Origin of the sequence: Aquipluma nitroreducens, assembly GCF_009689585.1 — a bacterium.
In the GTDB taxonomy this organism is placed as follows: Bacteria; Bacteroidota; Bacteroidia; order Bacteroidales; family Prolixibacteraceae; genus Aquipluma; species Aquipluma nitroreducens.
Window position 1 is genome coordinate 4,694,642 of the sequence record NZ_AP018694.1, and the last position, 12,485, is coordinate 4,707,126.

10 protein-coding genes are annotated in these 12,485 nt (G+C 40.9%); 6 read left to right on the forward strand and 4 right to left on the reverse strand.

The genetic code is table 11. From position 1 onward, the window contains the following. Positions 1 to 9: 9 nt before the first annotated feature. From AQPE_RS19700 to AQPE_RS19710, 3 genes are all read left to right on the forward strand, one after another. Positions 10 to 1,584 (forward strand): SusD/RagB family nutrient-binding outer membrane lipoprotein, encoded by a 1,575-nt coding sequence (locus AQPE_RS19700; RefSeq protein WP_318348210.1) that lies wholly within the window; start codon positions 10 to 12, stop codon positions 1,582 to 1,584. Between the two features lie 250 nt (positions 1,585 to 1,834). Then, a complete protein-coding gene (locus AQPE_RS19705) occupies positions 1,835 to 3,025 on the forward strand; it encodes a C40 family peptidase (RefSeq protein WP_318348211.1) in 1,191 nt (396 codons plus the stop codon). A gap of 15 nt (positions 3,026 to 3,040) precedes the next feature. Beyond that, positions 3,041 to 4,189: a dipeptide epimerase gene (locus tag AQPE_RS19710; protein WP_318348212.1), complete on the forward strand. Its 1,149-nt coding sequence runs from the start codon at positions 3,041 to 3,043 to the stop codon at positions 4,187 to 4,189. A 177-nt stretch (positions 4,190 to 4,366) separates the two neighbouring features. Here AQPE_RS19710 and AQPE_RS19715 read toward each other — a convergent pair whose 3' ends face one another. Further along, complete coding sequence (locus AQPE_RS19715; RefSeq protein ID WP_318348213.1) at positions 4,367 to 5,089, reverse strand: FadR/GntR family transcriptional regulator; 723 nt, start codon at positions 5,087 to 5,089, stop codon at positions 4,367 to 4,369. A 228-nt stretch (positions 5,090 to 5,317) separates the two neighbouring features. Here AQPE_RS19715 and AQPE_RS19720 point away from each other — a divergent pair, with 228 nt between their 5' ends. After that, positions 5,318 to 7,720, forward strand: a complete 2,403-nt coding sequence (locus AQPE_RS19720) for a glycoside hydrolase family 95 protein (protein WP_318348214.1) — start codon at positions 5,318 to 5,320, stop codon at positions 7,718 to 7,720. 44 nt (positions 7,721 to 7,764) lie between these two features. On the opposite strand, the gene AQPE_RS19725 is transcribed toward AQPE_RS19720, so the two are convergent. After that, positions 7,765 to 8,133 (reverse strand): YccF domain-containing protein, encoded by a 369-nt coding sequence (locus AQPE_RS19725; protein ID WP_318348215.1) that lies wholly within the window; start codon positions 8,131 to 8,133, stop codon positions 7,765 to 7,767. Positions 8,134 to 8,310: 177 nt separating this feature from the next. On the opposite strand from AQPE_RS19725, the gene AQPE_RS19730 reads away from it, so the two are divergent. Further along, entirely contained in the window at positions 8,311 to 9,576 is a 1,266-nt protein-coding gene (locus AQPE_RS19730; protein ID WP_318348216.1) for an MFS transporter, read from the forward strand. Positions 9,577 to 9,629: 53 nt separating this feature from the next. On the opposite strand, the gene AQPE_RS19735 is transcribed toward AQPE_RS19730, so the two are convergent. Then, positions 9,630 to 11,057, reverse strand: a complete 1,428-nt coding sequence (locus AQPE_RS19735) for an MATE family efflux transporter (RefSeq protein WP_318348217.1) — start codon at positions 11,055 to 11,057, stop codon at positions 9,630 to 9,632. 216 nt (positions 11,058 to 11,273) lie between these two features. Here AQPE_RS19735 and AQPE_RS19740 point away from each other — a divergent pair, with 216 nt between their 5' ends. Continuing rightward, positions 11,274 to 12,068, forward strand: a complete 795-nt coding sequence (locus tag AQPE_RS19740; protein ID WP_318348218.1) for a glycoside hydrolase family protein — start codon at positions 11,274 to 11,276, stop codon at positions 12,066 to 12,068. Between the two features lie 123 nt (positions 12,069 to 12,191). On the opposite strand, the gene AQPE_RS19745 is transcribed toward AQPE_RS19740, so the two are convergent. Beyond that, the gene (locus AQPE_RS19745; RefSeq protein ID WP_318348219.1) at positions 12,192 to 12,479 is read right to left on the reverse strand and encodes a VOC family protein; all 288 of its coding nucleotides are present in this window, start codon (positions 12,477 to 12,479) and stop codon (positions 12,192 to 12,194) included. Between the last annotated feature and the right edge of the window lie 6 nt (positions 12,480 to 12,485).

Sequence of the window (12,485 nt, forward strand, 5' to 3'; positions counted from 1 at the left end):
AATAAGCATATGAGAAAGTTAACACTAATATTTCTGGTAACGATAGGTTTAATTGTCACTTCGTGTGATTATAATCTGGATATAAATACATCACCCAATACACCCCAAACGGCTTCGCCAGACTTACGCCTTCCCAGTATTCTGAGCTATACCATGGATATTTATGGAAGCCACGGCATCCGGACTGCCATGCTGTGCCAACAAATGGGATACATTTACAGTGCCAACGCAAGATACTACGAATTACAGAATTGGCATTTCCTGAATAACGCGGATACCTATGTATGGCAATCGTGGTACATCTATAGCTGGATTAATATTTCAAAAATGATAACTGATGCCGAAGCTGCTGAAGCCTGGCATTATGTTGGCGTAGGTAAAATTATGCAGGCTTTTGGTTGTGGGTTTGTAGTTGATGCATACGGTATTATGGCTTATCAGCAAGGCTTATCCGATGCAACTTTTCTGCCTGATTACGATGATGCGGAATATGTTTACAGCCAGATTCTTCCGTTGTGTGACGAAGCTATTGCCGATCTTCAAAAGACTCAGGCTGCTACTGCTCCTTTGTTAAGCGCTGGTGATATTATTTACAAGGGAGATACTCAAAAATGGATCAAATTTGCCTATGGTGTTAAAGCCAGATTGATGAGCCATTTGTCTAAAAAGACGAAAGGAACAGACTTATTGCAATACAACCCGGATGCAATTTTGAGCTTGTTGTCAAAATCTTTCGCATCCAATGCAGATGATGCCGAGTTAAAATATCTGGTTAGTACTGTTTCGAATCAGAATGCAATTCAGTATCAAAATACAACTGCAAGTGTTAAGCCTGGTAAACTTTGGACTCAATACTTATTGAATACCTTACCAGGAACAGGTAATAGTTGGAATAGCGGAGTAGAAGATCCTCGTGCAAAAAAGCTGATTCCTAAGATCACTTCAGGAACAAATATTGGCAAATACAGTTACGGAGTTGATCTTACAACTACAGATGTAGATCCGAAATCGACCAACGCAAATTATGTGGGATTGAAATCGACGGACAGCAACAAGCTTTTTTATACCCAACAAGATTCGCCTTTCGATTACATGACTTATTCTGAAGCCAAGTTTATTGCGGCTGAGGTTTATTTCAGGAAGGGAAGTAAAACAGAAGCGCTTGCTGCTTATAAAGAAGCAATCAAAGCAAACATCGATAAGTTAGGCTGTACCCCTGCCGAAAGGGATGCATTTCTTTCAAGTGCCGCTGTAGCTCAAACTGCCGATGAATTAACGCTTAGCCACATCATGATTCAGAAATACATCACACTTACTTACAGTCCTGAAGTCTGGACCGACTTAAGAAGATGTGATTATTGTACCGATGCATCAGGCGTTTATAATGAAACTACCGGGGTTTATAAAGGATTTGATCGTCCGAAATTTGCCTATGCCCTAAACTTCCCAACTTCAAAAGATTATATACGCAGGTACCAGATGGCATACATGGAACGCGATTACAACGCGGAAAAAGTTCGCCCATTTGGTGTATTTGACACTGATTATATGACTAAACCCGTTTGGTGGGACATTGTAAAATAATAAATGTATAGAGTTAAGATCAGACCTGTTCCCAAAACAAAGGGGGCAGGTCTTCTTAAATTAGGTTTTGCTTTAGCCACTCAATTTAAATCGAGTGGAGTTGCGCCTGATAATAAATAGTTGCAAATTGAAATATAAATGATCAATTGATTTGTTTTATTACCAATTCAGATGAACCTGTTCAATTCATAAGAATATCAATAAAAGAACGTATTTTTGTTTAGGAGGAAATAACAATTACGATAAGTAAATGATGAAAAACATTTTTAGGAAAATAGGTTTTGTAGTTCTGCTTGTTATATCCATAGGGCTCGAAGTTGATGCGCAAACAACATCTTTCAAATCTTTGAACGCTGAGATTCAACTGATTCAAAAACAACTTGTTCCTGATAAACGGGTTGCAATTTTAAATGTTTTGCTGAAAGATACTTTGAAGCGGCCAATAACCGTGAAAGGCGAAACCAACCTTCCGGAAGGGAAAAAACAGGTTGCTCAATTACTAGCAGCCAAAGGAATTCAGTTTGTCGATTCTATCCGGGTTTTTCCTGAGGCATCTTTAGGAGACAAGGTTTGGGGGCTTGTAACACTTTCGGTTGTTAATATGCGCTTCGAGCCAAGAGAAGCAGCCGAAATGGCCACTCAGGTATTGATGGGTATGCCGGTTAAAATATTGGAGGAAAAGAACGGCTGGTATCGGATTCAATCGCCCGATCAGTATATTGGCTGGGCTGATGATGCCGGGATTACTCTGAAAACGGAGGCCGAAATGAAGGAATGGAAACAAAGCAAACGGTTTGTTTTTAATGAAACTGTCGGTTATGCGCTTTCTGCACCTAAAAAAAATGCTTCTCATGTATCCGATTTGGTTCTCGATGATCTATTCGAATCTATTTCCGAAACCAAAGGATTTTTACAAGTTCGGTTTCCAGATGGAAGAACGGCTTTTGTGAAAAAAAATGATTGCCTTTCTTTTCAGGAATGGACAAGCCGGACGATTGATGTTCAGTCTATTATATCGGTTGCAAAGCAATTAAATGGTGTTCCTTATTTGTGGGGCGGCACTTCATGCAAAGCTACCGATTGTTCGGGCCTGACGAAAACATCCTATTATTCGCAGGGAATTATTTTGGCACGAGATGCTTCGCAACAAGTTCGTTACGGGCAACATCCCGATTTTACTGATTTCAGGAATCTGGTGTCTGGCGATCTTCTTTTCTTTGGAGGCAAACGAGTTACGCATGTTGCTTTATACATGGGCAATGGTCTTTACATTCATTCATCAGGATTTGTTCATGTGAATAGCCTCGATCCTGCCGATCAATTGTATAACGATAAATTACATAAAATTCTGATTGGCTCAAGCCGGGTACTGCCTTCATTAGATACCGATGGAATTATTCAGGTTAAAAATCATCCATGGTATTCAATCATTCATCAATAAAAATCACTATTCAAAATGACACATAGCCGACGTAATTTTATACGAACCGCCAGTTTATCAACATTGGTAGGTGTTGCCGGATTTGAATCTGTTTTTGCAGGTACGAAAGACGCCAAAATGAAACATTCAGGAAAGGGGTTGAAGTTGAGTTTTTTGCCTCATGATTTAGCCTTGAAGCATACGTTTACGATTGCCAACAGTTCGCGGAAGACTACTCCGGATATGCTCACACGCATTGAATTTGACGGCCTTGTCGGATATGGTGAAGCTTCTATGCCGCCATATCTGGGCGAAAGTGTAGATTCTGCAACCAAATTTCTTTCAGCGCTCGATTTGGGGCAGTTTAAAGATCTGTTTCAAATGGACGACATTCTGGCTTATGTCGATTCTGTAATGCCTGGCAATTGCGCTGCAAAGGCCTCGGTAGATATTGCTTTGCACGATCTGGTTGGCAAAATAATGGGTCAACCGTGGTATAAAATATGGGGTTTCGATCCGGCTGATACGCCAAATACTTCGTTCACCATTGGTATCGATACTCCGGAAGTGGTTCGGCAAAAAGTTGCCGAAGCGACTCCGTATAAAATCCTGAAAGTAAAGCTGGGTATGGCGACCGATAAGGAAATGATTGAAACCATTCGCTCATCAACGAATGTTCCGCTTTGTGTGGATGTGAATCAGGGTTGGACTGACAAGAATAAAGCACTTGAAATGATTCACTGGCTCAAAGAAAAAGGAGTTGTATTTGTTGAGCAACCTATGCCTAAAACGGCTATCGACGATATGGCATGGCTTACCGAAAACAGTCCGTTACCTACCATTGGCGATGAATCTGTTCAGCGTTTACCTGATGTAATTAAGGCCAAGGGTGTTTACTCCGGAATAAATATCAAGCTGATGAAATGTACCGGAATGCGCGAAGCACATCAAATGCTGACATTGGCCCGGTCGCTGGATATGAAAGTGATGATTGGTTGTATGACCGAAACTTCGTGCGCTATTTCAGCAGCAGCACAGCTATCTCCAAAAACTGATTGGGCCGATCTGGATGGAAACCTGTTGATTTCAAACGATCCATATTCCGGAGTTCAGGTTATTGATGGAAAAATTTCGTTGATTGATAAACCTGGTCTCGGGATCAGTAATTTAACGCCTGTTTTTTAATAAACTGTTTAAAATTTTAAAAGGTATCCAAAATCAAAAAAATTACCCCTACCCTAAAGGGTGATTTTTTAGATTTTTCGGGCACCCTTCAGGGTTCGGGGTAATCCGAAAAATCAAAATAAACTAAATTTAAACAGCTTTTAAGACTTTTGAGCTGTTGACTGAACTTGCCAGGTTTTACAAGTGCTTGAAAAACTTCTTGTAAACCTGCATGTTGCGATCCAGATGAGCTTGCATTTTTTCGTAGGCACGTTCAGCATCACGTTCGCGAATTGCATTCACTATTTCTTTGTGGTAGCCAAGCGTGATTTCTTTTTCTCCATCGACATTGGCATAAATAAAATTGCGCATTCGCGGCAGTAAATTATGCACCGGTTCCATGGTAATAATTACAAAGGGATTTTCGGTGGCGCGTGCAACTGCCAGGTGAAAGCGATTGTCTATGTCTGATTCAAGTTGAGTGTTGTCTGGATTACATTTGGCAAATTCAATCAAATTAGCTTCCATGTTTTTCAAATCAAGATCGGTGCGGTTAATGGCTGCCATCTTTGCAATTTCGGGTTCGAAAGCCAGTCTTAACTCAATAATCTGGCCAATTAGATTATCGTCAAACTTTAAGTCGTAGTATAAGTTGAGCGAACTGATGGCATCTTTTAATTCAATTTTAGTGACGACCATGCCGCTTCCTTTTTTGATCTCGATCAAACCACGGGCACTTAAACGTCTTAAGGCTTCGCGCAATGCGGTGCGGCTAACGGCAAACATTTCACACAGTTCGCGCTCGGAAGGTAATTTGGCTCCAATTGGCAATTTCTTTTCCCGGATTGCTTTTTCAATGTTTCTTTCAATTTTTTGACTCAAGGTTTGAGTTGTGCCAATTTTTTGAAATATGTCTTCCATGTTTTCCATCTTGATTCCCTTTTTCGTTTAATTCACAACGCTTTATTACAAAGAAAATGAAAAAAAAGAATTTGTATGCTATCATACCGAAAAATGATTCGATCAAACTCGAACCGTTTAAGTTTGAATGTTAGTTTGTTTTAAATTTTTAAATTAAAAATTTCTGGTCATAAACCTGAAGTCCTCAAAAATCAGTTTCTTTGATAAGTAAACCCTAAGCCCGTTGAAATGAAGAAATATTTAGTTGTTTTGGTTTTTCTGTCCATTCTTTTCCCGGATGATCTTTGTCTGGCACAATCAACAAATACGCTTTGGTACAAGCAACCTGCTCAATATTTTGAAGAAAGTTTGGTTCTTGGAAATGGCAAAGTTGGCGCTTCCGTTTTTGGTGGTGTTACCACTGACCAGATTTACCTGAATGATGCGACACTTTGGTCGGGCGAGCCGGTTGATGCCAATATGAATCCTGAAGCATACAAAAATATTCCGGCTATTCGCGAGGCGTTGAAAAACGAAGATTATAAGTTGGCCGATCAACTTCAGCGAAAGATTCAGGGTAAATTTTCCGAATCGTATGCCCCGCTTGGTACGCTTTTCCTGGAGTTCGATCAGAAAGGAGACCCTCAGAATTACCGTCGCGAACTCAATATTTCAGAAGCCATATCGAGAGTCAGCTACGAACTAAATGGAGTTAAATACACCCGCGAATATTTTATCTCTTATCCCGATCAGATGATGGTTATTAAACTGACTTCGAGCAAAACGGGTGCGTTGAATTTTGGTGTCAAGTTTGAAAGTCAGTTGAGAAACAAAGTTTTAATTGTCGATAACGAGCTGAATGTAAATGGATATGCCCCGATGCATGCAGAACCCAATTATCGGGGAAATGGGCCTAAGGCAGTAGTCTTTGATGAAAACAGAGGAACTCGTTTCTCAACTTTAGTCAGGATAAAAAGTGCCGATGGTATCCTTTCGGCAACCGATTCAGTTGTAAAACTCTCAGGAGGAACAGAAGCACTTGTTTTTGTTTCTATTGCAACAAGTTTTAATGGTTTCGATAAAAATCCGGCGACTGAAGGTTACAATGCTGAATTTCTGGCGAGCGAGCAGCTCCAAAAAGCCTTTCCTAAATCGTTCGATGCGTTAAAAAAAGCTCATCTCGATGATTATCAGAAATATTTTGGTCGGGTTAGCTTGAATTTGGGGAAAACCACTGCGCCAAATTTGCCAACTGATGAGCGGCTTCGCAGATATGCCCTGGGTAAAGAAGATAAAAATCTGGAAGTATTGTATTTTCAGTTTGGGCGGTATCTTTTGATCAGCAGCTCACGCACACCAGGTGTTCCTGCTAATTTGCAGGGAATCTGGAATCCTCACATGCGTCCGCCATGGAGTAGCAATTATACCACAAACATTAACGCTGAAGAAAATTACTGGTTGGCCGAAAATACTAATCTTTCGGAATTTCATATGCCGTTGCTGGGTTTCATAAAGAATGCCGCAACAACCGGTAAAATAACGGCTAAAACGTTCTATGGAGTAAATGGCTGGACGGTTTGTCACAATTCGGATATTTGGGCAATGAGTAATCCTGTTGGCGATTTTGGTTCGGGAGATCCGAACTGGGCCAACTGGAATATGGCTGGTGCGTGGCTGAGTACTCATTTATGGGAGCATTACCAATTTACCCGCGATACTAAATTTCTGAAGGATGATGCTTATGAACTGATGAAAGGAGCCGCTCAGTTTTGCCTGGAATGGTTAATTGAGGATCAGAAAGGCGAGCTAATTACATCACCATCTACATCTCCTGAGAACAAATTTATTACTCCTGATGGGTATCAAGGTTCTACTTTGTACGGTGGAACAGCCGACCTGGCTATGATTCGTGAATGTTTCATGCAGACGATTAAGGCTTCAGAAATTCTGAATGAAGATGTTAAATTCAGGAATAAATTGGAATTGGCGCTAAATAAATTACATCCTTACCAGATTGGTAAAAAGGGAAATCTTCAGGAATGGTATTACGACTGGGAAGATGCCGAGCCACAACACCGTCACCAGTCGCATTTGTTTGGCCTTTTCCCCGGAAACCATATTACTCCATCAACAACTCCTGAATTGGCTGATGCTTGCCGGAAAACGCTCGAAATTAAGGGCGATGAAACAACCGGTTGGTCGAAAGGATGGAGGATTAATCTGTGGGCCCGATTGCTCGATGGTAACCACGCCTATAAAATGTACCGCGAATTACTTAAATATGTAGAGCCTGATGGTGTAAAGACTGACTATGTGAGGGGAGGAGGAACTTATCCGAATTTATTCGATGCGCATCCGCCATTTCAGATTGATGGGAATTTTGGCGGAGCCGCTGCAATTGCAGAAATGTTAGTTCAATCTACCGAAGATGAAATTCACTTGTTGCCCGCTATCCCGGATGCATGGAATTCAGGCTCGGTTAAGGGAATCTGCGCACGTGGCGGTTTTGAAGTGTCAATGGTATGGAAAAATAAGTCAGTTAGAAAGCTTAGTATTTTGGCCAAAAGCAACGGAAAAACTACCCTGTATTTTGGTTCGGTGAAAAAGGAGATCGATTTGAAGAAAGGGCAGGTTTTCGAATTGAATTTGTAACCCAACAAAGCTAACAATCAAATTGAACCTTCACTTTTATTTAATTACTGAATCTCTCTTCCAAACGGAGTCAGAGCCAGTGATACCAACTTGAAATGCTGTTTAGCCCATGGGATTCCGATGATGGTAATGCCCAGAAGGATTCCAAAGACTAAATGAGTTAAGGCAATCCAGATGCCACCAATAAGGAGCCAAATGAGGTTCATGATGGTTGACAGACATCCAGGAGCAGAAGGTTTGTATCCAATGGTTGCACCAAATGGCCACAAAGCCAAGGATGCCAATTTGAATGCCTGAATTCCAAACGGGATGCCGATTATGGTAAGGCAAAGCAAAAAACCTGCAACCATGTACTCGATAAAGACTAAAAAACCACCAAAAATTAACCAGATCAGATTTCCAAGGAAGCTCATAGTGTGTTGTTTTAAATTCTGATTTTAAAGATACAAATTTGGCTTCATCATTTTGTCTGTTTCTCATTAGAATAGATCACTGAAAGTATTTTACCGGTAAACAGAATATATATATTTGCCACCGTCAAAAGATTTCTTTTCGGCAGTTGATCTGCAAGTTTATTTAATAAGGAACGGATGAGTAAATTTTTCTCTAAAGAGGCTTTTGCGGTGATGCATATCCGCAATTTTCGATTGTTTCTGGCCTATCGGTTTTTTATGACTTCGGCTACGTTGATGCAGGCTGTTATTGTAGGCTGGCAATTGTACGACATCACCAAAAATCCGCTTTCACTTGGAATGATTGGCCTCACAGAAGTAATTCCACAAGTAAGCATTGCGTTGTTTGCCGGTCATTTTGTTGATATTTGGGATCGGAAAATGATCATGTCGCGAACCAGTCTTATCTTATTGGTAGGTTCGGGAATCTTATTGTTTTCGAGCATTAATCCGGATAAAATATATTTTTTGAGCCGAACGGCACCCATTTTCATAACGGTATTTTTAGTTGGATTGACTCGTGGAATATTGATGCCTGCCCATACCGCTTTAATGGGGCAGTTGGTTCCGCGCGAATTGCTTACTGGCGCTGCAACCTGGGGAAGTACAGCCTGGCAGATTGCTGCCGTTACCGGCCCTGCATTGGGTGGTTTGATGTATGGCTTCTTTGGAATTGTTCCGGCTTATATTTTGGTGTTTTCATTCTTTCTGGTTTGTGTTATTATTCTGGTTTTTATTAAAAGCCCCGGAAAAGTTATTCAGGAAGAGAAACGTGACGATCACATCTTCACAAGTATAGGCGAAGGAATCAGATATGTGTTTAAAAATCAGGTGTTACTTGGAGCTTTTTCGCTTGATATGTTTGCTGTTTTATTTGGTGGGGCAGTGGCAATGCTTCCGGTTTTTGCTTCCGATATTCTTAAAGTTGGTCCTGAAGGTTTGGGCTTGCTTCGAGCCTGTCCGGCTATTGGAGCGATTTTAATGTCAGTATATTTAACCTTTTATCCGCCAGTTAAACATTCAGGCAAGTTGATGCTTTACAGCGTTGCAGGGTTCGGTCTGTGCATGATCGTATTTGCTATTTCGAAGAATTTTTACCTTTCAGCCGCTTGTCTGTTTTTAAGCGGATCGTTCGATTTTGTGAGTGTTGTTGTTCGTGGCAGCATCCTCCAATTATTTACTTCCAACGAAATGAAAGGACGCGTATCTTCAGTCAACAGTATTTTTGTCGGTTCGTCAAATGAGCTGGGAGCATTCGAATCGGGGACGGCAGCCAGCCTTATAGGCTTGGTACCATCGGTCATATTTGGCGGAGTAATGACATTGATCGTGGTCTCCATTGCCGCGGTTTCTTCACCCAGGCTTCGAAATTTATCGCTCCGAGAAGTTGCAGAAAATCAATAGAAAATGGTCATTAGTCATTAGAAGAAATTTTTCTAATGACTAATGACTTTTTTCTAAACTTTTACAGTCTTCCATTTTCCTTTTCTGAAGAAATACCAGGCAGTCAGTGTCAATGCGGTTTCGGCAGCCACAATTGCTATCGAAATACCATAAATTTTCAGGTCGAATACAATTGCCAGCAAATAGGCGAGTGGTATTTCGAACAGCCAGAAACAGAAGAAATTGATTCGGGTTGGTGTCACGGTGTCGCCACTGCCATTAAAAGCTTGAGTCATGACCATTCCCATGGCGTACGAAACAAATCCGATGCTAATTATTCGCAAACTAACGGCTCCATTGCTTATAACATTCGGATCATTAATGAACAGTCGAATAAATGCTTCTGGAAAAATGATCAATACGATGCCGACCAACCCAAGTAAAATCATGTTGGCATACGCAGTGATCCAAACGGTTCGCTCAGCCCGATCGGGCTGTTTGGCACCCAGATTTTGACCTACCAATGTAGAAGCGGCATTACTAAGTCCCCACGAAGGAAGCAGAACAAAAACCACAATACGGATTGAAATTGTATAACCAGCCATAACTTCAGAACCTAAAATGGCAATAATCCGGTAAAGAGCTATCCAGCTTGAAGTTGCAATGATGTATTGTAAGATTCCTCCAGCGCCTAATTTGAAAAGTTGAAACATCACCTTCAATTTTATTTTCAGGTGATCCAGTTCGAGCCTGATTCGTTTGTGACCATTGAATAACAGGTAAAACTGATAGCAAACAGCAATTGCACGTCCGATAGTTGTTGCTACTGCCGCACCTTTTAAGCCTAATTCGGGAAACGGACCGATACCGAAAATCAACAGCGGATCGAGAACGATATTGATGAGATTTGCGACAATTAAGACCCGCATTGAAATGGCAGCATCTCCGGAACTCCGGAAAACAGCGTTGATAATGAACAAAAGCATAATGACTGCATTTCCGCCAAACATGATAGCCGGAAACAAATATCCGGTTTCGGCCATTTCTTCGGAAGCGCCCATTAGCAAAAGAAAATCTTTGGCATAAATGATTCCAGGAATGGCGATTAGGATAGAAACAATGAATCCCGATAGAATTGCCTGAAACGCAATGATTCCAGCTTTTCCGGCTTTTTTCTCGCCAATACGCCGGGCAATCAGGGCGGTAGTGGCTGTGCTCAATCCCATGCCAATGGCATAAACTATCGTCATTGATGATTCGGTAATTCCTACTGTTGCTACTGCATCGGCGCCTAGTTTCGACACAAAAAAGATGTCGACAACGGCAAAGATCGATTCCATGATCATTTCCAAAACCATTGGAATCGAAAGGATAAGCAGTGCTTTGCCAATGCTGTCGCTGGTGAAGTCGCGGTCGCTTCCGCCGATGGCTTCCTTGATGTTAATCCAAAGTGACTTGAATCGTATAGATTGAAAAAAAGATATAGCGTTTTTATCAGTCATGATAAAAATGATTTAAAATGAAAAAAGAATTGGATAATTAACAAACGAAATCCGCTTTCTGCCTTGCAGAAATTACCAGATTGCGGGATAACAGACCGCCGGAGTAGATGTGATTTTCATGATTCGGTCTTTTAGTGAGCTGCAAATATAAGTAATTTTGAAGTTTAATTTTGAACCTGTTGACGATAAAAATGTTTCAGTGGTAAAAATAATGGAATGAAGAGCATGCGTATTTCTGCGATTATTGGAATTGCTGTATTTATAGTTTCTTGTGCAAACGTGGACAGGGGACTGAATGTAATCAATTCAGTGTCTTTCCCGACGAAAAATATTACGCTGGATAATTCTGTTACTCAACGGTTATTGACTGATTCGGCTGCTAATATTTCCGGACAAAATCCGCTCACAGCAAAGCTTGACGAAATGATTTCTATGGCCGAAAGTCTCCGGAAAAATCAATCGGATAGTGTTTGGAACGCACTTTCTGCAAACTGGTACGACTTTGGAAAAGGTGATGTGTCCATTTTGTCAGCCGATACTTTATCGAATTCTGAAGCATCAGCAATCCTAAGCAAGTGGGTCGATCTAAATATTACTTTGTTGAAATTATCGGGAGAAGTTAAATTTGGTGATGCGATTGAGGATTTGCTTTACAAATTTCCTAGGCTGGTTCTAACTGAAGCGCAGTTAAAATCGATCATCTACACCCATATTGACGATCAGATTTTTATTAATGTTATTGGCTCGTCGAATTTTAATTATCAGCACACAACAGGTGGAAATGTGAAGTTCACTCAACAGGCAGATTATCCGTTGGGTAATGAAATGATTTTAACCTGCGAAGTTGGAGATGTGCGCTACATGGATGTTTTTATACGCATTCCTTCCTGGGCAGTAAACCCTACAGTTACCCATGGCAATGTGAAATATGTAGCTCGTCCGGGCGAATACTGCGAGATTTATCGAAAGTGGAATAACGGTGATGAAATACAAGTGAGGTTGAAAAATTAATACATGAATTGTGACATGTCCGTTCACTAAAGTGAACGGCAAAGTATATTGCTACCTCGATAGATGAGTTATTCTTTGCCGTTGGTTTCAGCCAACGGACATGAATTGAACATGATTTTTTGTTTATTCCTTCGAATGCAGATAAATGTGGTTTCCTTCAGTATCTTCAAAAGATGCAAAGTATCCAATTTCATCGGTGATTTTTGTTTTGGGTGTTATAATTTCTCCTCCTGCTCCATTAACCCGATTTAGAACTGTAAGCAAGTCTTTCCCTCCATTCAGATAAACCTTTGCGCCAAGCGATGTTGGAGTGTATCCATTTCCCTGCACAATAGCGCCGCCAACACCTTCCTGATTCCTTTCCATCGGTAAAAATCCCATGCGATGAGCTCCCATTATTTGGTCATACATTTCGTA